Raw genomic sequence first — 26,017 nt, 5'->3', positions numbered from 1 at the left:
AAACGAATAAACTAGTCATCTCATAAAAATATTCGGGAACGAAAAAATTGTTGGAAATGAGGATGTCATGTGAAAAAGCTAAATAAACTATCCGCTGGCATTATAACAGCAACATTGCTATCAATTTCTTTTATACAACCTATACATACAACATTTGCTGCTTCAATAAAGAATGAACAAGCTGAAAAAGGCAGTAACCAAAATGGATCTAAACAAACAACATTACATGATAAATCATCTTGGGATAAAAGTTCATTATCATTTACCGCCGAAAATGTAACTTGCAATGGCATTTCTGCCACGATAAAAAATGGCCAGGACTCACAAGCTATGCAGGGGGAAGCTGCGTATGAGGTTTACTGGTCAGCAAATGGTAATCCTAAAGATGGCGAGGTTGTTTACACTGGAGTTGTTAACGCGTTACCATCTGGTGAAACACAGGAATTAACGTATACACCAGATCAGCTTATGGACGGAAATTATATGTTTAAAGCATATCAGCGTCCTGGCCATCCAGGAAAGGGAGAGTTGTGGAGCGGGTCCATAACGATAAATGATAACGCTGGATTGACTAAAGATATTGAATCACAGCGACCTTTCGATCAATTTTTTAAGACCAGTGTTAGTAGAGGAACAGCAACATTTACGGTCCCTGTAGGCATGGATCCAATTGAGATTAGTTTTACAAGTTATGTTTATCCTGAAGGTACAGTACCTCAAGGAGACGGAAAACCGTATGAGGGGCAGATTAGCTTTGATAACGTCACGAACTTATATGGACCAGGTACATATACTGTTGAGGTTGATTTGCCGAATGGATACTTTCAGACAGATCTATATTTAGGATCTGAAATAGAAAAGTTAACTGAATGCGGACACCCGATGGATAAAATCATTGATGCAGATTATGGTCCAAAAGCTGATTAATAACATACTCACATGCGTGTTAACCAACGAAGGTGAGTAATAGGTTCTGACTAAGTTCAATTAGAATTTAGTCAGGCTTCTCTTGTAAAATAAATGAATTTCTTACCTCCTATGTCGCTCTTTGAATGAAGTATTCTTAAAAAGACCATATACCTTAAGCTGCTAGGCGAAAGAAATTTGGTGTGCTGGTCTAGACATAAATAGTAAAGACACTAGTTGTTAGTTACGGGGAGTTAGATTGTATGCTATTGAAAAAGAAATCAATCGTAATTGTCTTATTTTCTATGATAATGCTATTAATCATCACTGTGGTTGCAATGAAGTCTCTCTTTTTTCAAACGAAACCACAATTAGTAGAAGAAAATAAAATGATTCAAAGTATAACAACTGATAAAGCGTCATATCAACCTAATGAAATGATTCATTTTACGACTAAAATACCCGCTAAGTATTCTGATGAAATGTTAGAAATCACATACTTTCATTTAAATGATGTCATCTCTAAACAAAAGGTAAAAGTAGAAAAAAATGAGGTGCATTGGACATGGGAGCCACCAGAAGAGGATTTCAAAGGGTATTTAGTCCTTGTACAGTTGGAAACTCAAACTGAACTTGATCAGCAAACAGTTGCTGTTGATGTTTCAAGCGATTGGTCAAAATTTCCGAGATATGGATTTCTTTCAAAGTTTCATGATATGTCTAACAAAGATATGGAGTCTGTTATTTCCTGGCTGAATCGTTATCACATTAATGGATTGCAATTTTATGATTGGCATTATAAACACCATCAACCTATTAACTTAGAAAACAATGAGTCTGCCGTCCATTGGGAGGACATCGCCAATCGTCCTACCTCGCTGCAGACGATTAAATCATATATTGAGTTAGCCCATAAACGAAACATGAAAACAATGGCATATAACCTTTTATACGGTGCTTTTGCAGAAGCTGAAAAAGATGGTGTCAAAACAGAATGGCGCTTATTTAAAGATCAGCAAAAAAATCAACATGATTACCATCCAGTACCAGAGGAATGGAAAAGTGATGTATTTCTTGTCAATCCGGCAAATTCGGAGTGGCAAACCTATTTAATTAATCAGCAAAAAAAAGTTTACGAGACTCTTCCCTTTGATGGATGGCATATTGATCAGCTTGGTCCACGGGGAAATGTATATGACTTTAATGGGAAATCCGTGGGGCTCGACGAATCTTTTAAACCTTTTATGGAACATATCAAAAAAGAAACGCCTGATAAACGGATTGTGATGAACGCGGTTAGCCAATATGGTCAAAAACAGCTAGGTGACTCTCCTGTTGATTTCTTATATACGGAAGTATGGGATCAAGATAAATATTATAGTGATTTAAAACGCATGATTGATGAAAACAATCACTATTCAAAAGGGAGATATAATACAATCTTAGCCGCCTATATGAATTACGAGTTTTCCAGTCAGCCGGGGAAATTTAATACTCCAAGTATATTATTAACGAACAGTGTGATTTTTGCATCTGGTGGTTCACACCTAGAACTGGGAGAACACATGCTGTCAAAAGAATATTTTCCACATGATAATTTAAAGATGAGCAAATCCTTAAAAAGCATGCTCTTGCATTATTATGATTTTCTTGTAGCTTATGAAAACCTGCTTCGGGATAACCTGAAAGAGGTGCCGATCACTATTGCTTCATCTGATTGGGTTCATTTCTCTTCACAGCCGGAACAGGGGAAAATATGGAGCTTCGCAAAACAAAAAGCGAATAAAAAAGTCATTCATTTTATTAACTTCTTTGATGCTACAACATTAGAATGGCGTGATACAAATGCAAATCAAGCAGAACCTCAAAACCGTAAACAGTTAACCGTTAAGCTTGAAGAGACGAAATCTATTAAAAAAGTTTGGATGGCTTCGCCTGACAAGCAAAACGGAGTGCCTATATCTCTAAACTTTAAACAAGAAAATAACAAGGTCATCTTTGCACTTCCTAGTCTTAAATATTGGGATATGGTCGTGGTAGAGTATGAACAATAATACAAGGAAATTTCATGGATTACTACTATCTAGTTTTAATAAAAAAGAGGGTAGGAATACATGAGGATGAACGATGTCATTTTGAAGGAAGAATTTCAACCTTAAATGATAGGCAAACATAGTCAAAAAAATGTAAAAAGGTAGGAGTGTTTTGAATGAAAAAAATGTTCGTTTCCCTTGGAATAGTAGGTACAGTTCTTTCTCTTTCTGCTTGTAACCTTAGTGCTTCAGATACAATTGTTCAATCTAAAGCGGGTGAAATTACCAAAGAGGAATTTTATAACGAATTAAAGGCTCAGGCTGGTGACCAAGTTTTAAAACAAATGGTAGAAACGATGGTGCTTGAAAAAGATTACAAAGTGACAGATAAAGAAATTGATGAAAGAATCAAGGAGTATAAGGAACAATTCGGTGGTGAGGAAGGCTTGAAACAGGCTCTTGCGCAAAAAGGCATGTCAGATGAGCAAGTCTTTAAAAAAAATGTTGAACGTGAGTTATTGGCTCAAAAAGCAGCAACAGATGGAGTAAAGGTTTCCGAAGAAGAAGTGAAAAAAGAATTTGAGAATAAGTATAAAGAAGAAATTAAAGCAAGCCATATTCTGGTTAAGGATGAAAAAACGGCGAAAGAAGTGCAGGAGAGACTAGATAAGGGCGAGGACTTTGCTCAACTTGCGAGCGTTTATTCAACTGATCCTGGTTCGAAAGACAAAGGCGGTGATCTTGGACATTTTACAAAAGGGAACATGGTTCCTGAATTTGATCAAGTTGTATTTTCACTTGATGTCAATCATGTTAGTGACCCTGTGAAAACAGAATACGGCTATCACATTATTAAAGTAACGGATAAGAAAACAAACACGTTTGAAGACAAGAAAGCAGAAATTGAAAAAGAACTAACATATAAAAAAGCTAAGCCAATTAACGAAGTCATTTCCATGCTCCAAAAAGAAGCTGAAATTACGATCAAAGATAAAGAGTTAGATGAAGCATTAGAGACGACGCAACAACCTGAAACAAAATAAAAGCAAACCTTATTAAAAGACTGGACTGCAAAGCGTTTCTTCGTGAATGCTTTGCAGTCTTTTTAAGTCTCTATAACTCATGTTGTTAGGGTAGATAAGAATAATCTTTTCTAGTAGAGCGATAGGAATCCAAGAAAAAAATTCCTTAGGTTCCTTTTTTGAGACTAAGTCAAAAAGATTGGTAGAATTATGAGGGGGAAATTTTTATTTTTTGAATTATCTGAAATTTAACTTGTTTCACTGAATGAATTATGTTAAATTTACCATATGAAATGAGGGCAGGGGAGAAGTGTGAGATGAATTTATTTAGAATAGGAAATAAGGAACTTATTAAAGAACTGAACCGTTCCCTCGTAATTGATAGGGTTCGCCTGAAAGGAAATATCTCCCGCACTGAAATAGCTAAAGAAACTGGACTAGGTTTATCAACAATTACTAATATTATAGATGAACTTATTAAGGGAAATCTTGTTTCTGAGATTGGAACTGGAGATTCACATGGTGGCAGGAAGCCAGTGTTATTAAAATTCAACGGAGATTTTGGCGTTGTTGTTGGTATGAAAATCGAACAACAACAGGTAAAGATGTGCCTATCTAATTTGGAAGGGGAAATTTTACACAAACATCGATTTTCATACACCCTCAAGGAAGCGAACAGATTAGCAACGGTTATTATTGAACAACTTGATTCTTTTATCAAACAAAATGAATGCGCTGCCAAATTAGTGGGGATTGGCATTGCTACGCCGGGGTTAGTAGATCGAGAAAGTAATGAAGTGGTCTATTCACCTATATTAAAAGTGGATCATGGGGATTTGAAGCCAATTGGCAGGCACTTTGATGTTCCGTTGATGATCGATAATGATGCGAATGTATTTGCACTCGCTGAGAAGTGGATAGGCCAAGGGAGAGACTATAGAAACTTCATTGGTGTTACGGTTGGAGCTGGTGTGGGGGCAGGAATTGTAATTGATAATATGTTGTTTCGAGGAGACTTCGGTGGAGCTGGAGAGTTAGGGCATATCACTATTTATCAGGGAGACCGCCTTTGTTATTGCGGACAGCGAGGTTGTTTAGAATTATATGCTTCTGATGCGTACCTTGTGAATGAGGCTGAGCGTATGGTCTCGATTGGTGTTCCAACATTGTTAGCGTCGTTTACTCCCATTACACCTGAGTGTATCGTAAAAGCAGCACAAAGTGGAGATACGTATGCACAAGAATTGTTGGTAAAGCAAGGAGAAAATCTGGCATTAGGTATTAAGAATATGGTCCATCTATTTAATCCGGAAGCAGTGATTTTAGGTGGGGAAGGATTAAGAGAAAATGAATTTCTGTTAAAAGGAATTCAAAAGGAGCTGGCCGTCCACTTTTTCGTCAAGCATCCTCGAAAACTTCAGTTCCAAACCTCACAGCTAGGTGAGGAAGTATGGTTAATTGGGGCGTGCGCACTAGTCGTTAGCCATTTATTTAAAGTCCCTATTTACAAATAACAAAGGAAACGACTATTGTTGTATCCTTTGGAATAATTACTTTATTCACTGAATAAAGTATCTGTATATTGCACTGGATTGACTGTGATTATATTTAAAGGGGGTGTTAATATAAGTATTTTCGAAAGAAAGATATAGAAAGTAATATTAAATGAGCGAAAAAATAGGGAGGGTAAACATGCAAAGAAGTAAACACAGACTATTTCTGAAAGCCATGATCCTATCAATTATGATTTCGATGGTTTTATCTGTTTTTAACGTTCGTTCTGGGGTTGCAAGAGATAGTGAGTTTACTAGACAGGGTGCAGGGCCGATGTACTGGATTACATATGAGCATCAATTTGGAAAAGACGTGTTCATGCCAGAACATCGTTTAAAAGATAACGTTGATTGGATGGCCAAAAATTTCCTTCCATACGGTTATGACATGATTAGTACGGATGGATGGATCGAGGGTGCTACACTATTAAATGAAAGCGGTTACGTAGTGTCGCATAATGATCGATGGATGAGTGACCCGATTTATATGGATGGCCGCGATAAACCATATCTTAAACCAGGAACATTATTTAACGGTGACTTTGAATACGCGACTACTGAAGGCTGGGATATCAAGGGAAATGCTGATTCTGGAGTTGATAAGTCCGGTGCCCGTAATAACTTTAAGTTTTACTTTTATAAAAATGCCCCTTTTAATGCTAACACGAGTCAAACAGTGACAGGGCTCGATAAGGATAAAACATATCGATTATCCGCGTGGGCAACTCTTCAAGATTTTAGCGGGTCCAATCAGTTTACTGATGATGCTATTGGCAGCAGTGCTGAAATGCGAATCAGCCAGAATGGAGAAGTAGTAGAGAAGGTACCAATCGAGATAAGTTCGAGTTATAAAAACTATTCTTTTGATGTGAAATCGATTGGAACAGAAATGACTGTAGAATTTTTCATTGATTCTAAAAAAGGAAACGCTTCATTGCAGCTTGATGATGTTACCTTTGCAGCTGTAGATTCGGATCAACCTCCAATTCCAGAGGGAAATATTGTAGTAAATGGTGGCTTTGAGCAAGCCGAAACAGAAGGATGGACGTTTGAAGGTGACTTTGCTCACGGCCGAAATGATGACCCTGAAGGAGACAAGTCGTTATGGACTTATAGTGAAAATCCGAACAAACAAATTATTACTCAAACGATAAAGGATTTGCCAAATGGAAACTACCGTGTCAATTCTAATGCTAAAGGGAAAAATGGTTTTGTCGACAAAGGTGTGGCTGTAGAAATGAAAATTTCTGGATACGATAAAGCTAATCCTGAAGCTAATGTAAAAAAGCCAATGACTTCAGAAAATTGGTCAGCGTATACAGAAACTGTTAATGTGACTTCAGGTCAATTAAAAATTGAATTTATTGTCGATCCTACGGAAAAACAAGTGCGCGATGCTGGAATTGATATCGATGATGTCTCTGTCGTCTACGACAATTGGCAGGGTTATCCGGACCAGCGTTATCCAGAAGGACATACATGGAAATACTGGGCAGATTATGTGAAAAGCAAAGGGATGAAATTCGGCATCTATTATAATCCGCTTTGGATCAGTCCAGAGGTTGTTAAAAATCCGGATAAATACAAAGTGAAAGGGACAGATACACCTGTCGCAGATCTTGTTATTACAGAGCCGCAAGACATTGGCGGCGGAAAAACGCTTCAAGGTGACCGGTTTGATGGCGGGCAAGGGGGAGAAAGAGCCCTTTATTGGTTAAATGTGGACCATCCTGATGCCGAGAAATTTTTGAAAGGATATGTCGACTTTTTTGCAGAACAAGGAGCTTCCTATTTACGTGTTGACTTTTTATCTTGGTATGAAAGCGGATATGATAAAGGGCTGGGCCAAATCGGAACAGGTCACACAAGAGAACAATATCGTAAAGCACTTCAATGGATGAATGAAGCGACTGAAAAGAATAACATATTCCTCAGCTTAGTTATGCCTGATTTAAACAACCACGGTGAATATGAACAAAAATACGGCGATATGATCCGAATTGATGAGGATGCATTCAGTGGCGGCTGGGAGCATATAAGCGGCCGGAGACAAGAGTGGACAAAAAATTGGTCACAATGGGCCAATCCATTTCAAGGATTTACTGGATTTGCGGATATTTCGGGACGCGGATCAATGATTAATGACGGTGACTTCTTAAAGCTAAATACGTTTAAAGGCCGTTATGCCGAGGACGAAAAGAAATCAGCTATCTCTTTATTCACCATGGCTGGTTCACCAATTACCATTGCCGATCAATATGACACAATCGGAGATAATTACAAATATTATCAAAACCCTGAATTGATCGAATTGAACAAACTTGGTTTTGCAGGAAAACCAATCTTTTATTCAAATCAGCATTATAAAAACAATGTAAGCCGCGACAGTGAAAGATGGGCTGGTCAATTACCAGATGGATCTTGGGTCGTAGCACTCTTTAACCGCAGTGATACAAGCAAAGGGCTATCAATGGATTTCAAAAAAGATCTTGGAATCAAGGAGGAAGCTTTTGCCCGCAACCTATGGGAGCATAAGGATCTCGGCTACCGTTCGATGTATTCAGAAATGCTCGAGCCTCATGATACGACAGTATTGAAACTCATTCCAAAAAACAACAAGAAAGTATATCAAACCGAAGTAGCTTCATATCAAGGAGGAGCCATCTTTGGTAATGAACAAATGGGATACGATGGATTTGGCTATCTCACAGGGTTGAACAAAAAAGGCTCAAAAGTAACAATTGCCGTTGAAATGGCTGAAGCAGGGCAGTTCCCGCTAGCAATAAAATACGCAAATGAACAGGCAGAAGCTAGTACCTTATCACTTTCCGTAGAAGATAAAAAGAAAAATGTCATTGATGAGCCGACGAAAGTGTCGTTTCCAAGTACTGGAGATAAATGGGCAACAATCCAACAATCTGTCCAACTGAATAAAGGGGTGAATTTAATCACCTTGGAATTTACAGGAGAAGATACAGGTTCGACATTACTTGATTCTATCCAGTTTGGAGCAAGTACAGGACAGCTCGTTAACGGCGATTTTGAAATGGGCAATGAAACTGGCTGGACAATCGAAACCTTTGGCACAACTGTATGGCATGGTGTCGATAAAAACGATGCTTATGAAGGGTATAAGCAATACTTGTATTCTCCTAATGAGAGAGGAAAAGCTTCTTCTAAGCAAACAATTGTGGGTTTAAAGGACGGCGAGTATACGGTTTCAGCGATGGCGAAACTAATGCCGCACTTGGATCCATCATTTGCCGGCGGGGTTGCTAAAATGATTGTTTCCCAGCCTGGTAAAGAGAAGATAGAGGTGAAAATTGAACCAAATCTAAAGGATCCGAATGGTCCTGTAAAGCAGAAATGGTCCGCGGATGAGTTTGAGTATAAAAAATTCAGCACAGACACGATCAATGTCACAGAAGGTGAATTAACTCTAGAATTTTATATGGAAGCACCTAAAGCAGATACATCCTTGCAGCTTGATAATGTGATGCTTCAATCAGCAAACAATGAAGTGCCTGAAGAGGTAGAAGTCAGCCTGTATAACAAAGGTTTTGAGCAAGGATTCACTGGGTGGAGCCGTACAAATATGGTTAACCAATCGATTGAATCAGCAGATGAAAAGTCATTTGTCAAAATCACGGGTAAGGAAGCTTATTCATCTGATCTATGGCAATTTGGTAATGCTCCTGCTGATGGAACCTATCAATTATCAATTACCACTCGTAAATCTGGAAATTTTGACAAGGCTTCACTTTATGTCAAATACTCTGGTGGCACAAAAGAAGTACCGATCCCGGCAAGTGGTGATTGGAAAGAAGTCAAAGTCCCAAATATCCAGCTAATGGCTGATGAAGTGGTAAAGGTTGGCGTGATCGCAGAAGGCCAGGCTGAAAGTGTTCTTGAACTCGATGACGTTAAAATGATAAAAAAAGATCCAGCCGATCATCAAAATGTTTCATATGTTGAAAGTTTAGATGCCGGCAATCCATATACTGTATCAGATGATGGTAAATCGATCGTATTGCATTCTGCTAACCAGGAAAAAGTGAAAGTCGAATTCATTCAAGAGGATATAGCTAAAGTATGGATGGAACCTACTGGAACATTTAAGAAAAAAGCTTCTTTTGTTGTTGATGATGAGGGGGCAAGTGTAGTCCCTAAGGTAACGGATAAAAATGATTATATCTTAATTCAAACAGAAAAAATGAGTTTGAGAGCTTATAAGTCTCCATTTAAGCTTGCATACTATGATACAGCAAATACGGAGATATTAACGGAACAAAGTGAGGGTAAAGGATTAGGGTATGACGGGGATACAGGTATTTATGCTGCCATGAACCTTGATCCAAAAGAGCAATTCTTTGGTCTTGGTATGGATCGTGACTCCCAATCTTTTAACCGCAGAGGCCATAAGATTGTAATGAACAATGGTATGAAAGGCGGATATGGCGGAAACACGTCAGATATTTCTGGAACATTCTTTATGAGTACAAAGGGCTATGGACTTTACTTTGATAACACCTATGAAAATGTCACGTTTGATATGGGTGCCACAGACAGTGGGAAGTATTCTTTCAGTTCACCAAACGGGGAAATGATTTACTACTTTATGTCAGGTGAAAAGAAAAATACTCTAACAGATATCATGGAAAGTTATGCAGAATTAACTGGCAAGGCGCCGATGCCGCCACAATGGGCACTGGGTTATATCCAATCAAAATATGGATATAAGAGCTGGGAAGAAGTAAATAAGGTTGTTGACACGTTCCGCCAAAAACAAATTCCCTTAGACGGTATGATTCTTGATGCCTATTGGGCCAAAGAAAATCATTATTTTGATATGACTTGGTCAGAGGCTTTTGCAAATCCAAAACAAAGCATGGAGGAGCTGGCCAGGAAAGGAATCAAGACGGTACCGCTAGTCGATCCGTATATTCAAGTAACAGCGAACAATTTTAACGAAGGAGATCGCAGTGGATATTTTGTTCAAGACGCTTCAGGAAATACCGTTATTTATGAAGCTTGGTATGGAAAAGCAGGATTAGTGGATTTCACCAATCCAAAAGCTGTCGATTGGTTCAATGCACAGGTTAAAACATTGCATGATGCGGGAGTAAAAGGGTATTGGATCGATTTAAATGAACCAGAGAAGCCAACGGACTCATTAAGACACCACTTTTCTAAAGGCAGTGCAGCAGAGATTAGAAATGTGTACGCCTTAAACGAAGCGAAAGCGTTCTATAAAGGCCATCGAAGCTACAGTGATAACCGTTTATGGAGCCTGTCACGTTCCGGTTTTTCTGGGATTCAAGAATACGGAACGACCGTATGGAGCGGAGATATTGATGCAAGCTGGGAGGCCTTTAGGCATAATTTACAATTGGGGTTAAGCTCATCGATGTCTGGTATCCCTTATTATACAACGGATATAGGTGGCTTTTACGGAAAACCGTCAGCAGAACTCTATACACGTTGGATGCAGGCTGGATCCTTTATGCCAATCTTCCGAGCTCATAATTGCGAATGTGGTGATCCAACGAATACAAGAGAGCCTTGGGCGTTTGGTGCGGAAGCAGAAGGCATCGTAAAACAAAGCATCGAACAGCGTTACAAACTGCTGCCTTACATCTATTCAGCAACAAAGCAAACAACTGTTGAAAATGTCTCATTAATGAGACCGCTTGTCATGGATTACACAACTGATGAAAAAGTATATGAAATTGAAGACCAATGGATGTTTGGTCCAAATATGCTTGTAGCGCCGATATCATTGGAAGGTATTTCGAAGAGAAGTATTTATTTACCAGACGGTACATGGTATGACTGGAGCACCCAGAAATCATTTACGGGAGGGCAAACCATTGAGTATGAGGCAGATTTGTCAAAGATTCCGGTATTTGTAAAAGAAGGGGCAATTATTCCACAGCGTGAGATTCAAAACTATACAAATGAAAAACCAGCATCAACGATAGCATTAAACGTCTATCCAAAACAAAATGGAGAAGCTTCAAGCTTTACGTTATATGAAGATGATGGTCAAACCTACAAATATGAAAACGGTCAATCGGCTGAGACAAAGATTGCCGCTGCATCTGATGAGGGGAATGTGACACTTGAAATTTCAGCAATTAAAGGCAGCTTCGACGGAGAGATTAAAAACAGAACATGGTCTGCTGAAATAAAAGCGAATGCGGGAGATAGAAGACTTAGTTCTGTGAAACGAAACGGCAAAAAGTTAAGATTAGTTGATTCCAAAGATGCGGTCGAAAAAGGGAACGATGTTTGGTACTACGAATCAAAAGCAGATATGATATTTGTGAAAACATCAGAGGTATCAACAGATGAGGCACAAGTGATTACGTCTGATCTAAAAGGAAAACGATAAGAGAAGGTAAGAGGAAAGTTGAAAATAAAGGAAGAGAGCAAGATGTCAAGCATTAGTATGAAACTACGATATTGAAAATAAAACATACTACAGAACCTCATGGAAAGTTTAAGTGTTAATTAGTATAAGTGAAACAGTTCAACAGGTACTGGTACAGTTTAAGAAGCTAGTGTTTATAGCTTAATATAATAACAAAGCTACGTATGCCCTCTAAACGGTTTGAACGATGATTCAATCTGTTTAAGGGGCAATTTTTATGGAATGTTCTATACTCCTACTCAACATTAGCCATAAATTTTATCTTTGGAACCCAATCAAATAACGATATTTTATTAATCTCTGTTTATCCCATACTATTAAGTTAAGGAAACACAATCACAAATAGGAGGGGTAAATATGAATCGTGTGAAAATGATTGTAAATTTAATGGGAGAGATGACTGCTAAAGCCTGTCGTGACCTTAAATTCAAATTTGGGGTATTTTTCTTTGAAGAGCTTCAATAGATTGGGAAGCTATAAACAATTCATTAGGCCACTTTGTTCAAAGGCTTGTCCAAGCAGCAAAGCCATTTCTTTCATTTTCTCCTTTTATTCCTTATCTGTCTGTAATTGATGATAAAAGTTCTCCTTAATTCACTCTTCTTTCACATCATCAAACGTGACATTTCCACCACGATTGAAGACTTCAATAGTTTTCTGGATTTTTGGAAACTCTGGATGTGGAATCCAACGGCCAGTGGTTCGTTTATCAAATTCAATTAAGCCTTTATCACACCTAAGGGGAAAGTGCGCCTTTTTCTTTTGTCTTACAGAAAGGAAGAAAAGCTATGTTGGTAGCAGGAAGAATTGAAAACTTCAAAGAGTACAGCAAGTTTAGCAGCATAAAAGAGTTTAACAATACCATTGAAATGTTCCTAGCCGAACATAAAAAGGATTTCACCATAGGGGAATTATTCGCGTTCAAACGCCTAGTCCGGTTTTCTGCAAAATATGCAGGTGTGGCCAACGCCAAGATTGGAACGCCAGTAAAAGTCATCAATGAAAAATTGAAGTGATTTGGCGTAAGCCTATCCACGTTAGAACGGATGCTAAGAAAAGCGAAAGATTTAGGTATCGTATCCATCGTTCACACATAATTGAATTTAATAAAAGAAGGTATAGTTGAAAGAAGCATCATTCTGAATCATATAAAATCTGCTTTTAATACTATTATTATTAAATTACTTTATCTTGCTATTATATTGAGTAAGTGTTTGGTTCCCAACGTTATAAGTATATACTGAAAACGGAGGTGAACGAGGTGGATATGAAAAAACCGAACATTTCTGATGTTTACTGGAAGGCTATTACGGAATGTGACTCAGAGTATGATGACAAGTTTTATTATGGAGTAGAAACGACTGGCATCTTTTGCCGTCCTTCCTGTAAATCAAGGAAGCCTAATAAAGAAAATGTACGCATCTTCAAAAATGCATACATGGCATTAGAAGAAAAATTCAGACCATGTAAGCGATGTAAACCTGACGGCTTGCGTTTGCCTGCTGAGGAATGGATCGAACAAATTGTTCATTGGATTGATCAGCATTATTTTGAGTCTCTAACATTGCAAATATTGGCGGAAGTATCCCATGGCAGTCCTTATCACCTGCAGCGTTTGTTTAAACGTGTTAAAGGCATAACACCATCTGAATATGTTCAGCAAATTCGTATGGAAAAAGCAATCGATCTGCTTGAGACATCCGGATTATCGATATCTGACATCGGCCTTGCTGTGGGATTCTCAAGCACACCATATTTTATTACGCTATTTAAAAAGAAGTTGGGATATACACCCTCAGGCTATCGAATAGCTTACCGCCAAAACCTTAAGAAGGAGCTATGAATAGAGATGAACACGGAAAAACAAATCATTAAATGGGGCATTCTGGAATACGGCCAGTGGCAATTATATGTAGCAACGACGGAAAAAGGACTTTGTTATATAGGTTCACCAGGCCAATCGTTTGAAGAGCTTAAAGCCTGGATGCAAAAACGCTTTCCTTATGCAAGCCTTATCGTAAATGAAGAAGCATTAATGCCGTATATAAATGAACTGCAAGAATATTTTGAAGGAACTCGGCAATCTTTTTCATTAAGAATAGATGTAAAAGGCACACCATTTCAAGAAGAGATTTGGGAAGCCTTAAAGCAAATTCCTTATGGGAAAACATGTTCTTATTCAGATATAGCTTCGCTCGTTCAAAGACCTGCAGCGGTTCGTGCTGTTGGAACAGCGATTGGTGCCAATCCGGTTTTGATTACTGTTCCGTGCCACCGTGTAATTGGAAAGAATGGAGCTATAACAGGTTACCGGGGAGGCACGGAAATGAAACAATATCTGCTCCAATTAGAATCTCAAAATGGAGGGATGCCAAATGCATGATGAAGTGAGTTCTAAAATTCATTCACTCAGCTGGGACAAAATTCATCAGGAATTAGACAAAGCGGGGTATGTAAAATTGCCCCCTCTCCTTAATCCTGAACAATGTCAAGAGTTTATGAGGCTCTATGAACAAGAAGGGCTGTATCGCAGCACAATAAATATGAGTCGCTATCGCTTCGGTGAAGGGGAATATAAATATTTTGATTCTCCATTACCTTCATTATTGCAGGTGCTGCGTACTTCATTCTACCCTGAACTGGCAAAAGCAGCCAATCGGTGGTTAGTGCTGTTGGGCAAGGAAGCTTTTTACCCAGATACACTGTCTGCATTTTTAGAAGTCTGCCATAAAAAAGGTCAGAACCGCCCAACTCCTTTAATCCTGAAGTATGTAGAAGGCGGTTATAACTGTCTGCATCAAGATTTATATGGGGATGTATTTTTTCCGTTTCAAGTTCTGATTACATTAAGCAAGCGCGGAGAGGATTACACTGGAGGCGAATCAATTCTTGTGGAACAGCGTCCCCGCGCACAGAGCAGGGGGCATGTGATTACATTAGAACAAGGGGAAGCGCTTATTTTCCCTGCAAGCCACCGGCCGGTAGAAGGAAAGCGGGGCTATTACAAAAATACGGTACGACACGGGGTCAGCACTTTGTTTTCTGGAACGCGATATGGAATGGGAATTATTTTTCACGATGCAAAGTAAAGGCGATGTAAGATGAGAAAAACAATTCTTAGCAAAGGCACAGGTTTTTTATCTGACTACAGCCACTCATTAAATCCTTATACCAGGTGTTCATTTGGCTGTTCATACTGTTATGTAAGGAGAATGCCCGTTTTAATCTTCAGGAAAGATGAATGGGAGACCTGGGTTGAAAAATGTACTGATAATCTATCTGCCCTCGGCTTGCTTTTCTGCTTGCTCTCCAATAACATTCAGTTAACATCACTTACTTAATTGTAAATAATCATTTTAGAAAACAGGGATTTAAAAGAAATGAGATATTATTATTTCAAATATTTAAGGAGAAACCAATGAATGAAAAAAAACTAGTCGGTGAAAAAGCTGCTGAATTCGTTAAAGACGGCATGATCGTGGGTCTTGGTACTGGCTCAACTGTCTACTACACGCTTGAGAAGATTGGTCAGATGGTTAAAGAAGGACTCCAGATTAAAGGGATCCCTACTTCAATGGCCACAGAAAAACTTGCACATGAATTCGGAATACCTCTTACAAGTTTTAAAGAAGTCACTTATCTTGATGTAGCCATCGATGGAGCGGATGAAGTGGATCCAGACCTGAATCTGATAAAAGGAGGCGGTGGAGCCCTATTAAGGGAAAAAATCATTGCTGCAGCAGCTAATACCTTTATAGTTGTAGCAGATTCATCTAAATTGTCAGCAAAACTGGGTTCATTTCGGCTTCCCGTTGAAGTAATTCCATTTGGATATGAGCGGACTGCAAAGCAAATAAGCTCAATTGGCTGTGTCCCTGAAATGCGGCTCTCGAATGGGAATCCTTATATAACAGATAATCACAACTATATCTTCGACTGTGAGATTCCTGAAAATTCACAGCCTCATAAATTGGAAACCGTTCTTAATATGATCCCTGGTGTAGTCGAAAATGGTTTGTTTACAAAAATGGCTGATGTCATCATTACTTTAGATGCAAATAAAAAAACAGTCTTAATGAAGGAAAAAAATAAAAATAGAATCAGGGAAACTGAATAATAAAGATAAAAGGTTCTATATCATTATAGGACCTTTTTAAAATATCTAAATATTCAAATAGTGTATAATAAAAGAATAGACTCTAAAGAATAGGAGGAGTTTTTTTGAAAGTATCCTTGTTCATTACATGTTTAGCAGATGTATTCTATTCAAATGTAGGAAAAAGCACGGTTGAATTGCTTGAAAAGCTAGGCTGTGAGGTTGATTTCCCAAAAACTCAGACTTGTTGCGGCCAGCCTGCCTATAATAGCGGCTATCATAAGGAAACGAGAGAAGTGGCAAAGCATATGATCACAGCTTTTGAACACTCTGATTATGTTGTAGGGCCATCCGGTTCATGTGTGGCCATGCTGCATGAATATAAGGGGCTGTTTGCAAATGATCCTGACTGGAGGGAAAAGGCGCATCAGCTTGCTGAAAAATCATATGAGCTAACACAATTTTTAACTGAAGTTCTAAATGTTGAACATGTAAATGCGTCTCTTCAGGCACATGCTACTTTTCATAAATCGTGTCACATGACTAGGCTTCTCGGTGTGACGGATGCTCCTGAAACATTACTTCGGAATGTAAGCGGTTTAAATATTACGCCTCTTCCTAACAGTCATGATTGCTGCGGATTTGGCGGAACGTTTTCCGTTAAAATGGTTTCCATTTCAGAGCAGATGGTAGACGAGAAGGTCAAGCATATCCAAGATACAGATGCAGAAATATTAATCGGTGCCGACTGCGGCTGTTTAATGAACATCGGCGGGAGAATCAATCGCAAAGGGATTCCTATTAAAGTCATGCATATTGCAGAAGTGCTGAATAGCGGGGTGAAATAACATGCCAATGAAAATAGGAAACGAACCTTTTTTCGACCGGGTTGAAAAAGGAGTAAATAATCCGTTCATGAGAAATGCCGTTGCTTCTGCACAAGAACGAATGCAGGGAAGGCGCCTGCAAGCAACGGAAGAGCTTGGAAACTGGGAAGAGTGGCGGAAGCTTGGGGAAGAAATCCGGACACATACGATGGAAAATCTGGATTATTATTTGGAGCAGTTAAGCGAAAGTGTGGCAAAACGCGGCGGTCATGTATTTTTTGCCGCAACAAAAGAAGAAGCTAACAAATACATAACAGGAGTTGCCATACAAAAACAGGCGAAAAAGGTCGTCAAATCAAAGTCAATGGTAACAGAAGAAATCCACTTAAATGAAGCTTTAGATAAAGCAGGCTGTGAAGTGATCGAGACAGATCTTGGGGAATATATTCTGCAGCTTGATGACCACGATCCACCATCGCACATTGTTGTTCCTGCTCTTCATAAAAACAAAGAACAAATTCGTGATACATTTAAAGAAAAACGGGGCTACGAAAAATCAGAAATGCCAGAAGAGCTCGCTTTATTCGCCAGAGAACAGCTTCGCAAGGATTTCCTGAGTGCAGATCTTGGTATTACAGGGTGCAACTTTGCAGTAGCAGAATCCGGCTCGATCTGTTTGGTTACGAATGAAGGAAATGCTGGACTTGTCACAGCATTGCCAAAAACGCAAATAACGGTGATGGGGATGGAGCGCATCGTTCCTTCATGGGAAGAGCTTGATGTATTAGTCAGTTTGCTGTGCAGAAGTGCAGTAGGACAAAAGTTAACAAGCTACATCACAGGATTAACAGGTCCGAAAGATGATGGGGATGCTGACGGTCCTGAAGAATTTCATCTTGTTATCGTAGATAACGGCCGTTCAAAAATTTTAGGCACTGAGTTTCAAAGCGCGCTTCACTGCATCCGCTGCGCAGCATGTGTAAATGTATGTCCGGTTTATCGTCATATTGGAGGTCATTCCTACGGATCGATCTATGCGGGTCCAATTGGCGCTGTCCTTTCGCCTCTGCTTGGAGGCTATGAAGATTACAAAGAGCTTCCATATGCTTCATCATTATGTGCAGCATGTACTGATGCCTGTCCTGTGAAAATTCCTTTGCACGAATTATTAATAAAGCATCGCCGTAAAATTGTCGAAGATGAAGGGAAATCCACATTTGGGGAAAAGCTTGCCATGAAAGGCTATCAATTGGCTGCAAGCTCTCCGCATTTATACGGCGCAGGAACCAAATCAGCATCAGCGGTTATGTCCCCATTTACAAGCGCAGGCAGCATCAAAAAAGGACCTGGTCCTATCAAGCCGTGGACAGATGTACGAGACTTTCCTGCTCCAAGTAAAGAGAGATTCAGAGATTGGATGAAGGGAAGAGAGGAGAGCGGAAATGATAAAGGGTAAGATACATAATCGGGAACCTTTTCTTGAAACAGTTGCAGCACAACTAGCACGTGAGAGAAGAAAGTCAGTTACTAAACCCCATTGGTCCTTTTCTCCTCAATGGGAAGTATTAATGAATGCGGATGCGGATGAACTTGTAGAAGTTTTAAAAAAACAGTGCCTGTTAATTCATACACAAATTATTGAAACGACTTCTTCTCTGCTCTCTGATAAAATCATGCATGTCTTTAACGAGTATGATGTTAAAACAGCAGTAATCGCTAAAGACGAACGCTTTCAAGAATTTCGTTTGACCAATGATATCTTGAAAGCATGGCGGGTGGCAGGCATACAAGTTCACGAATGGGATCCAGCTTTAAAAGAGAAAAATATCGAAGCTTCTGAGAAAGCTGACATTGGGATCACTTTTAGTGATTTGACCCTTGCTGAATCAGGAACCGTTGTGGTGTACAGTGACGAAAACAAAGGGAGGTCCATTAATCTGCTTCCAAAAACTTATCTCTGCATCATTCCAAAAAGTACGATTGTACCAAGGTTGACTCAAGCTGCAGAGAACATAAGCGCCCAATTCAAAAAGGGAAATCATGTTTCATCATGTATTGATTTTATTACCGGACCAAGCAACAGTGCTGATATCGAGCTGAATTTAGTTGTTGGCGTTCACGGGCCGATTAAAGCTACATATATCGTTGTTCATGATAAATAAGCAAAAAAACCGGCTGCTCATCTATGCAGCCGGTTTTTGCGCTTACTGAACTTTTTTCCCGTCACCTAAGCGGAAAAGTTTATCAGAATCAGTCAGTTTTCTAGTTGCATTTCTTGTATCAAATATCAGAACTGCGTGTTCTTCAATCAGACTGAGCGGAATCTGCGTATGATCTGTTAAAATTACAACACAATCCATTTCTTTTAGAAGCTCCTCTGTTAAATCTGCGCTTTTATATGTTATTCCATTCATTTTCATCTCATGTATGAGCGGATCGTGATAGTATACGTCTGTTCCTCTATCAAGAAATTCCTCAAACACTTCGACCGCTGTTGAATCACGTATGTCTGCCACATCTTTTTTATACGTTACCCCATAAAGCAGAACTTTAGCTGATTTAACATCTTTTCCTTTTGAAAGCAATTCATTTGTCCGATTTACCACATAGTGAACCATTTTCACATTCACATTATCAGAAAGGGAGATAAAATCACTGCTTTTTTTCGATTGAAGCAGCTTCCACTGAAGATATAAGGGATCAACCGGAATACAATGTCCCCCTATTCCAGGACCCGGATAAAAAGGTGTATATCCGTAGGGCTTTGTAGCTGCAGCATCAATGACTTCCCAAATATTAATGTTCAAATCGTCACATAAAACGGCCATTTCATTCATAAACGAAATATTGACAAAGCGGAAAGTATTTTCCAGCAGCTTTGTTAATTCAGCAGCTTCTGTTGATGATACTAGAACAACTTGATCATAGACTTGCGAATATAAGTCATGTGCAGCTTTTTGACACGCTGCTGTCACGCCGCCGACCACTTTGGGAATTTGCGTTACAGCATACTGTTTATTGCCTGGATCGATCCGCTCAGGTGAATTGGCCAGGAAAAAGTCTATTCCTGCTTGCAGTCCCTGTTTTTCAAGCAACGGAAGCAGCACTTCTTTCGTTGTTCCTGGAAAGGTAGAGCTCTCAAGGATGACAAGCTGGCCTTTTTGCAGATGCTTTGCAATTTCTGCACCTGCACTTTCTACATACTTTAAATCCGGGTTTTTATCTTTAGTAAGCGGTGTAGGTACACATACAATGATGGACTGAACGCTTTTCATGATTTCATAGTCATCAGTTGGAATAAATGACTGATTTTCCACTGCATGTTCTAATCTTTCTTGACTTATGTCATCAATGTAACTGATTTTTTGATTTAAAGAAGCTATCTTCCTGACGTCTACATCGATGCCGTACACTTGAAATCCTTTTTCTGCCAGTGTAACAGATAGGGGAAGGCCGACGAAACCTAAACCTATGACTGCAAGTTTACCTTTATATTTATCTGCCACTTTGAAATCTCCTCGCATTATCTTGGTAGTTTAGTCTCGTTATGTTATGCCGGAACTGATCAGGGGACATAGACAATAAACTAGTAATTTGAAAATGGGCAGGATTTTTAGTAAAGAGGAAAGCAGAAGAAGCAAAATTCTGCATCTTAGAATAATAAATAATCCTATATAGTCAGGACCATTTCATAATCCTGTCATATAAATAATGAATGAAATGGTCACATGCCGTCTCGAGGGAAATAGAGTTTTCATACATTAATGGTGGTGTATTTATATAGATTTTTCATCACGAGTGAAAAGGAGCAAATTATGATTAATTTAGTAGATTTGCAAAGGCAATTTCAGTCCATTAAGAATGAAGTGCTGAAAGCAATTGAACATGTTTACGATTCAGGTCAGTACATTTTAGGTCCGAAAGTAAATGAACTTGAAACGAAAATTGCAGGAAAGCTTGGAGTAACGGACGCAATTGCAGTAGGCAATGGTACAGATGCACTTGTTATGGTACTCGACGCACTTGACATAGGACCAGGCGATGAGGTCATCACGACTCCCTTTACTTTTTTTGCAAGTGCAGAAGCCATCTCGAGAGTTGGGGCAACACCGGTCTTTGCAGATGTTGATCCTGAAACATTCAACATAGATCCAGTGAAAATTGATGCTGTGATTACGGAAAAAACGAAAGCCATTATACCTGTGCACCTTTTCGGACAGCCGGCAGATATGGATGAGATCAATGAATTGGCCAGCAATCATGGTTTGTATGTCATTGAAGATGCATGTCAGGCCTTTGGTGCCACATATAAAAAGAAAAGAGTCGGAAGCTTGGCAGATGTTGCTTGTTTTTCATTTTTTCCTACCAAAAATCTTGGAACAATTGGAGATGGAGGCATTATCACAACTTCAAATCATGAGCTTGCATTAAAATTAAAGAAACTCCGCATGCATGGAAGCTCTAAAAAATATTATCATGACACGATTGGATACAATAGCCGCTTGGACGAAATCCATGCAGCCATCCTGCTTGTTGTACTCGAGAAAATCGATGATTGGAATGAACGAAGACGTGCCTGCGCAAAAATCTATCGTGAAGAGCTGAATGCCGTTTTAGGAATCACATCGCCTGCTGAAGCAGCTGACCGGACACATATCTATCATCTCTTCTGTGCCCAGTCTAAAGAAAGAGATTTCTATTTAAATTTGCTGCAGAGCAATCAGATTCAAGCAGGAGTATATTACCCGCAATGTCTGCACCTCCAGGAAGTTTATAAGAATCTGAGTTATCAAGAAGGAGATTTCCCGGTTGCAGAACAGCTTTCCCAAACTCTTTTTGCCATTCCGATGCATCCTTTCCTATATAAAGAAGAACAAGAGAAAATTATTTCTATCCTTCGCACTTCATCGGGAGGAAAAAAGAAATGATCATTCGATTCGGACTCATTGGCTGCGGATTTATCTCAAAGCGCCACATTAAAGCCATTGCAGATTGCAGGCAAGCTGAATTGTCTGCAGTAAGTGACCTTAAGGAAGACAGAATGCAGGAAGCAATCGCGGACTTCAAAAAGCATGCAGGAGATAACCGCGAGGTCTCTGCTTACTTGAATTATCAGGAGATGCTTCAAAATGAGAACATTGATGTCATTGTTATTACAACGATTTCAAGTCTGCATGCAAAAATGACTATAGAGGCTTTAAACGCAAATAAACACGTCATATTAGAAAAACCAATGGCATTATCTATAGAAGAAGCAAATGAAATCATTGCACTGAGTGCAGTAAAGCAAAAAAAAGTGATGGTCTGCCACCAGCTCAGATTTCTTCCTCTGTTAAGCAAAATGAAAGAGGTCATAGCGAGCGGGAAAATTGGAGCTCCTTATTATGCGATCGCGTCGATTCGCATTAATCGTTCTGCACACTATTATGAAACCGCACCCTGGAGAGGAACATGGAAACATGACGGGGGCATGCTCCTTAATCAGGGTATTCATTTGGTTGACTTAATGCAGTGGTTTTTAGGAGATGCAGAAAAAGTTTCCGGTGAAATTCTTCAAAAGAACAAATCCAAAGAAACAGAGGATGCCGCGCTTGGCATTGTAACTTTTAAAAATGGAGCAAGAGGCATCATTGAAGCTAACGTAATTTCACAGCCAAATAATATAGGGTATGCACTTTCTGTTTTTGGTGAAAAGGGGACACTCTCTGTTGAAGGTCCATCACTGAGCAAGGTCTCACGCTGGCACATTAATGGTGAAATAATGGAAATTGAAAAGCTTGAGCAGTTTTCCCGCGCTGCTGACGAACAGCTTGCCATGTATGAAAACTTTATTTGCTCATTAGGAGAAAAGAATGCTGAACTTTTACTTTCAGAAATTGAAGGGAAAAAAGCGTTGGAAATTATCTTTGCTATGTACCAATCTGCTTTGACAAATCAGTCTGTCCAGCTGCCGATGAAAGAATTCTCGACAGTAAATATGCTTAAAGAAGAGAGGGATTAACTTGTTCGGAAACGTGTTGGTCACAGGCGGAGCAGGTTTTCTAGGATCACAGCTCGTTAAAACATTAATACCCACATCAGACCATATCTTTATCCTTGATAATTTATCAACCGGTACAAAAGCAGCTATACCTCCATCAGATAAAATCACATTCTATCAAGGCTGCATTACAGACGAAGCTGTATTAAATGAAATCCTGCCGAAAGTTGATTATATCTTCCACTTTGCGTGCAAAAATCTCGTACTCTCTGTTGATAATGTTTATGCTGATTTTCATACGAATGTCTTGGGAGGATTTACGCTGCTGCGCAAAGCAAAAGAATTATCCCCGCGCCTAAAACGATTTGTCTATGCATCTACTGCTTCCGTCTATGGAAATGCTGAAATTCTTCCTACTCCTGAATCTTACTATAATATTAAACTGCCATATTCAGCGAGTAAATTTACGACAGAGCATTACTGTGATGTTTATTTCAATATGTACCAGCTGCCCGTCACAACGTTAAGGTTCTCAAACGTATACGGTCCGGGACAGCTCATTTCAAATCCTTATTGCGGGGTTATCGCAAAATTTTTTGATTCAGCAGAAAACGGTCTGCCGCTGCAAATTTTCGGGGACGGAAAACAAACCAGGGACTTTACCTATGTAGAAGATGCGATGGATGCGACAATTCTCGCGGCAGTATCAGATATTGCAATAGGAGAGAAATACAATGTTGGAACCGGTAAAGAAACAAGCATTTTACAATTAGCGTCGAGCATCAAACAAGTAACAGGCACTCATACACTTGCAAATGACTTTCATCCAAAGCGCAGTGTAGATGTTGTGCAGAGAAGATGCATGAATACGGCTAAAATTGAGCAGGAGCTGAACTGGAAAAAAAATCATACTCTGCTTGAAGGACTTAAGAAAACTAAACAATGGCTGAAGGGATTGTAAAAAATGAGAATCTTTCATGGAACTACTGAGATAGCCGGTCAAATGGGTATTTTAAGTTCAGCCTTAGTAGATAAAGGACATCATTCTCTTGGCTACAATACGTTTCACTCCTATTTGGGCTATAAAGATTTTTTAGTCAACACGGATGAACAATTTCTGGAAGAGAATCAAACGAAATTAATTGATGAGTACGATCTCTTTCATTTTCACTATAATACAACGATGTGCAGAGAGTTTTCGGATCTTGAAAAAATTCATGCAAAACAGAAGAAAATGATTATGCATCATTGGGGAAATGATGTCAGGTTTCATGAGCAGGCGAAAATAAACAACCCTTACGCATACACAGGAGACTCGCCGCCTAATGAGACCATGCATGATAGACTGACAAAGGTCACTGCCTATATTTCAGAAGCGATCGTACAGGATTATGAAGTCTATGAGTATGTGAAAAATTATTATAAAAAAGTTCACGTACTTCCAATCGCCATTGACCTTAAATTTTTCAAACCGGACTTTCCTTCAAAAGATAAAAAAGTGCCTTTAATTCTCCATGCTCCTACAAATCCCGCTTTTAAAGGAACAGAGCATGTAGAAGCTGCAATTGAAAAGCTAAAAGAAAAATATGAATTCACATATAAGAGAATTGAGAAAATGAATCATGATGAAGTAATTGCCCTTTATAAAGAGGCAGACATTATTGTTGACCAGATCCTTTGCGGTTCCTATGGATTGTTGAGCGTTGAGTCTATGGCTCTCGGCAAGCCTGTCGTGACATTCATAAGACCTGATTTAGTAGCCACTTTTCCAGATCAGCTTCCTATTGTGAATGCAAACCCTGATACAGTTTACGATCAGGTTGAACAATTGCTGAAGAATCCTGAGCTCCGTGAATCTCTTGGCAAACAAGGCCGAAAATATGTTGAATCTACTCATTGCAAGCATGTGGTTGTAGATAAATTACTTGATATTTATAGTCAAATCGAAAAAAATAACTAAATTAAGCATCCAAAAAAAATAATAGAAAAACCCGGCCGATCAGGGCCGGGTTCTCTTTGTTCTGCAGATTGAAGGAATAAAGCCGCTCTGACTTTATCAAAGCGGCTTTAGCTCTTACTTATATGGCATTCCAGGGTAAACAGTCCACTGATACGTTTTATTTAAAAAGTTGGCAATATATCCATATTCTGTTCGGTGGTTATGAAACACATCTTTCATCGTTTGATTTGGAAATTGATAGGTAACTAAGGCGTTGTTTGTCATATAAAGAGCACGTATACCCCAGTTTAAGTAATCCAGTATGTGTGTATCGTTAAACGTAATCCCTTTTCCAAAAATGATCTGCACTCCAGTGTGATAAAATTGTGAAAAATTGCTTGAATGAATGATCCAGTTATAATCCAAATGTGTGTTACCATAGTAGTTTGCATGTATACACGACGCATCAAATCCAAGTTCTTTGCATTTAATTGCTCCGTAGGATCCTAAAAAAGGCAGCCAAAATGAGTAAACACTTTTCTCTTTTGTATAGCCTGTAAAACCTTGAACCAACTCCTCATCATTTTCCTGAATAGAACCTCTTTGCCAGACAAAACCCTTAAAATCAAGCTTATCAAGAAGCTGCTTTTCCTTGTCCCAACGAATAAGGAATTGATCCATCCACCATTTCACACCAGTTAACCGGTCCTCATTAAGCGAAAAATCCAAGTTTTTTCCATCAACTGCACCAAAGTTTCTTTGTTGTGGAGCAGGATAAGGAACACCCATCCAAACCTCTGTTCTTTCCGCTGCATTTGCATTTAGTGCGTAAAAATTCATATCTTTCATAAAAACATGCTCAATAGCAAGTTCCCAATCATGAATATCCGTCTTCTCGCCAAAACCTGAAAACATAGGGTGGATATAATGGTCTTTTCTAAAGGAAATAGGATTAAAGATAAAACTTTTGAATAAAGATTGAACAGCAGCAGGATTTTCCTGATTGATCTGATAGTATTTTAAATCTTCGGCCGACCAGTCAGTGATGTCTTTATCTGTCATACCTCCGCAGGGCAGCATACAGATTGAATTGTGAATGTTAAGCTCACTGGCTAATAAATATCCAGACAACGTCCCATCACTCCTTTTTTTTGTCTTTCCTGTACAGCATATGGAAGTTCCCTTTAAATGTTATGTGTGAAAAGCTTATTTTTATAACCTTTCTGCA

General features: G+C 39.0%; 19 protein-coding genes and 1 pseudogene. 18 read left to right on the top strand and 2 right to left on the bottom strand.

The features are described 5' to 3' along the window. Nucleotides 1–69 precede the first annotated feature (69 nt). From K8L98_RS13075 to K8L98_RS13010, 14 genes and pseudogenes are all read left to right on the top strand, one after another. A complete protein-coding gene (locus K8L98_RS13075; protein ID WP_223435306.1) occupies nucleotides 70–927 on the top strand; it encodes a hypothetical protein in 858 nt (285 codons plus the stop codon). Between the two features lie 242 nt (nucleotides 928–1,169). Continuing rightward, nucleotides 1,170–2,960 (top strand): glycoside hydrolase family 66 protein, encoded by a 1,791-nt coding sequence (locus K8L98_RS13070; RefSeq protein WP_223435303.1) that lies wholly within the window; start codon nucleotides 1,170–1,172, stop codon nucleotides 2,958–2,960. A 155-nt stretch (nucleotides 2,961–3,115) separates the two neighbouring features. Further along, a complete protein-coding gene (locus K8L98_RS13065) occupies nucleotides 3,116–3,982 on the top strand; it encodes a peptidylprolyl isomerase (RefSeq protein ID WP_223435301.1) in 867 nt (288 codons plus the stop codon). Nucleotides 3,983–4,278: 296 nt separating this feature from the next. Continuing rightward, nucleotides 4,279–5,475 (top strand): ROK family transcriptional regulator, encoded by a 1,197-nt coding sequence (locus tag K8L98_RS13060; RefSeq protein ID WP_223435300.1) that lies wholly within the window; start codon nucleotides 4,279–4,281, stop codon nucleotides 5,473–5,475. A gap of 178 nt (nucleotides 5,476–5,653) precedes the next feature. Beyond that, the gene (locus K8L98_RS13055) at nucleotides 5,654–11,908 is read left to right on the top strand and encodes a TIM-barrel domain-containing protein (protein WP_223435298.1); all 6,255 of its coding nucleotides are present in this window, start codon (nucleotides 5,654–5,656) and stop codon (nucleotides 11,906–11,908) included. A gap of 827 nt (nucleotides 11,909–12,735) precedes the next feature. After that, entirely contained in the window at nucleotides 12,736–12,963 is a 228-nt protein-coding gene (locus K8L98_RS13050) for a hypothetical protein (RefSeq protein WP_223435295.1), read from the top strand. A 251-nt stretch (nucleotides 12,964–13,214) separates the two neighbouring features. Beyond that, nucleotides 13,215–13,790, top strand: a complete 576-nt coding sequence (locus K8L98_RS13045; RefSeq protein ID WP_223443399.1) for a bifunctional transcriptional activator/DNA repair enzyme AdaA — start codon at nucleotides 13,215–13,217, stop codon at nucleotides 13,788–13,790. 6 nt (nucleotides 13,791–13,796) lie between these two features. Continuing rightward, complete coding sequence (locus K8L98_RS13040; RefSeq protein WP_223435293.1) at nucleotides 13,797–14,330, top strand: methylated-DNA--[protein]-cysteine S-methyltransferase; 534 nt, start codon at nucleotides 13,797–13,799, stop codon at nucleotides 14,328–14,330. Beyond that, nucleotides 14,323–15,036 (top strand): 2OG-Fe(II) oxygenase, encoded by a 714-nt coding sequence (locus K8L98_RS13035; RefSeq protein WP_223435291.1) that lies wholly within the window; start codon nucleotides 14,323–14,325, stop codon nucleotides 15,034–15,036. The genes K8L98_RS13040 and K8L98_RS13035 overlap by 8 nt, the downstream gene beginning before the upstream one ends. Before the next feature lie 12 nt (nucleotides 15,037–15,048). Further along, nucleotides 15,049–15,207, top strand: a pseudogene (locus tag K8L98_RS13030) (radical SAM protein); the annotation flags it as partial. A gap of 158 nt (nucleotides 15,208–15,365) precedes the next feature. Beyond that, on the top strand, nucleotides 15,366–16,064 hold the full coding sequence (gene rpiA / locus K8L98_RS13025) for a ribose-5-phosphate isomerase RpiA (protein WP_223435287.1): 699 nt from the start codon (nucleotides 15,366–15,368) through the stop codon (nucleotides 16,062–16,064). A gap of 104 nt (nucleotides 16,065–16,168) precedes the next feature. Then, on the top strand, nucleotides 16,169–16,891 hold the full coding sequence (locus tag K8L98_RS13020; protein ID WP_223435286.1) for a (Fe-S)-binding protein: 723 nt from the start codon (nucleotides 16,169–16,171) through the stop codon (nucleotides 16,889–16,891). 1 nt (nucleotide 16,892) lies between these two features. Then, a complete protein-coding gene (locus K8L98_RS13015) occupies nucleotides 16,893–18,326 on the top strand; it encodes a LutB/LldF family L-lactate oxidation iron-sulfur protein (protein WP_223435285.1) in 1,434 nt (477 codons plus the stop codon). Next, on the top strand, nucleotides 18,313–19,032 hold the full coding sequence (locus K8L98_RS13010; RefSeq protein ID WP_223435283.1) for a LutC/YkgG family protein: 720 nt from the start codon (nucleotides 18,313–18,315) through the stop codon (nucleotides 19,030–19,032). The genes K8L98_RS13015 and K8L98_RS13010 overlap by 14 nt, the downstream gene beginning before the upstream one ends. A 42-nt stretch (nucleotides 19,033–19,074) precedes the next feature. Here the strand turns inward: K8L98_RS13010 and K8L98_RS13005 are convergent, their stop codons facing one another. Further along, the gene (locus tag K8L98_RS13005; protein ID WP_223435281.1) at nucleotides 19,075–20,376 is read right to left on the bottom strand and encodes a nucleotide sugar dehydrogenase; all 1,302 of its coding nucleotides are present in this window, start codon (nucleotides 20,374–20,376) and stop codon (nucleotides 19,075–19,077) included. A 309-nt stretch (nucleotides 20,377–20,685) separates the two neighbouring features. Between K8L98_RS13005 and K8L98_RS13000 the strand changes: the two genes are divergently transcribed. Genes K8L98_RS13000 through K8L98_RS12985 form a run of 4 tightly spaced genes read left to right on the top strand, consistent with a single transcriptional unit; the run spans nucleotide 20,686 to nucleotide 24,810 of the window. Continuing rightward, nucleotides 20,686–21,798: a DegT/DnrJ/EryC1/StrS family aminotransferase gene (locus K8L98_RS13000; RefSeq protein WP_223435276.1), complete on the top strand. Its 1,113-nt coding sequence runs from the start codon at nucleotides 20,686–20,688 to the stop codon at nucleotides 21,796–21,798. After that, nucleotides 21,795–22,871 carry a Gfo/Idh/MocA family protein gene (locus tag K8L98_RS12995; RefSeq protein ID WP_223435275.1) on the top strand — a complete coding sequence of 359 codons (1,077 nt, stop codon included), beginning with the start codon at nucleotides 21,795–21,797 and terminating at the stop codon, nucleotides 22,869–22,871. Before K8L98_RS13000 ends, K8L98_RS12995 begins: the two co-directional genes overlap by 4 nt. Nucleotide 22,872: 1 nt before the next feature. After that, complete coding sequence (locus K8L98_RS12990) at nucleotides 22,873–23,811, top strand: NAD-dependent epimerase/dehydratase family protein (RefSeq protein WP_223435274.1); 939 nt, start codon at nucleotides 22,873–22,875, stop codon at nucleotides 23,809–23,811. A gap of 3 nt (nucleotides 23,812–23,814) precedes the next feature. Continuing rightward, the gene (locus tag K8L98_RS12985; protein ID WP_223435273.1) at nucleotides 23,815–24,810 is read left to right on the top strand and encodes a glycosyltransferase family 4 protein; all 996 of its coding nucleotides are present in this window, start codon (nucleotides 23,815–23,817) and stop codon (nucleotides 24,808–24,810) included. Between the two features lie 114 nt (nucleotides 24,811–24,924). Here K8L98_RS12985 and K8L98_RS12980 read toward each other — a convergent pair whose 3' ends face one another. Next, on the bottom strand, nucleotides 24,925–25,920 hold the full coding sequence (locus K8L98_RS12980; protein WP_223435272.1) for a DUF4855 domain-containing protein: 996 nt from the start codon (nucleotides 25,918–25,920) through the stop codon (nucleotides 24,925–24,927). Between the last annotated feature and the right edge of the window lie 97 nt (nucleotides 25,921–26,017).

The organism is Metabacillus dongyingensis, assembly GCF_019933155.2.
In the GTDB taxonomy this organism is placed as follows: Bacteria; Bacillota; Bacilli; order Bacillales; family Bacillaceae; genus Bacillus_P; species Bacillus_P dongyingensis.
The sequence above is the reverse complement of the archived record's forward strand: the minus strand, read 5'-3'. Positions and strand labels throughout refer to the sequence as shown.

Excerpts from the sequence above, each read along its gene's own strand:
- K8L98_RS13015 (WP_223435285.1), top strand. The coding sequence starts at position 16,893 with ATGCCAATGAAAATAGGAAACGAACCTTTTTTCGACCGGGTTGAAAAA.
- K8L98_RS12985 (WP_223435273.1), top strand. The coding sequence starts at position 23,815 with ATGAGAATCTTTCATGGAACTACTGAGATAGCCGGTCAAATGGGTATT.
- K8L98_RS13010 (WP_223435283.1), top strand. The coding sequence starts at position 18,313 with ATGATAAAGGGTAAGATACATAATCGGGAACCTTTTCTTGAAACAGTT.
- K8L98_RS13070 (WP_223435303.1), top strand. The coding sequence starts at position 1,170 with ATGCTATTGAAAAAGAAATCAATCGTAATTGTCTTATTTTCTATGATA.
- K8L98_RS13055 (WP_223435298.1), top strand. The coding sequence starts at position 5,654 with ATGCAAAGAAGTAAACACAGACTATTTCTGAAAGCCATGATCCTATCA.
- rpiA (WP_223435287.1), top strand. The coding sequence starts at position 15,366 with ATGAATGAAAAAAAACTAGTCGGTGAAAAAGCTGCTGAATTCGTTAAA.
- K8L98_RS13050 (WP_223435295.1), top strand. The coding sequence starts at position 12,736 with ATGTTGGTAGCAGGAAGAATTGAAAACTTCAAAGAGTACAGCAAGTTT.
- K8L98_RS13040 (WP_223435293.1), top strand. The coding sequence starts at position 13,797 with ATGAACACGGAAAAACAAATCATTAAATGGGGCATTCTGGAATACGGC.
- K8L98_RS12995 (WP_223435275.1), top strand. The coding sequence starts at position 21,795 with ATGATCATTCGATTCGGACTCATTGGCTGCGGATTTATCTCAAAGCGC.
- K8L98_RS13065 (WP_223435301.1), top strand. The coding sequence starts at position 3,116 with ATGAAAAAAATGTTCGTTTCCCTTGGAATAGTAGGTACAGTTCTTTCT.
- K8L98_RS13000 (WP_223435276.1), top strand. The coding sequence starts at position 20,686 with ATGATTAATTTAGTAGATTTGCAAAGGCAATTTCAGTCCATTAAGAAT.
- K8L98_RS13045 (WP_223443399.1), top strand. The coding sequence starts at position 13,215 with ATGAAAAAACCGAACATTTCTGATGTTTACTGGAAGGCTATTACGGAA.
- K8L98_RS13060 (WP_223435300.1), top strand. The coding sequence starts at position 4,279 with ATGAATTTATTTAGAATAGGAAATAAGGAACTTATTAAAGAACTGAAC.
- K8L98_RS13035 (WP_223435291.1), top strand. The coding sequence starts at position 14,323 with ATGCATGATGAAGTGAGTTCTAAAATTCATTCACTCAGCTGGGACAAA.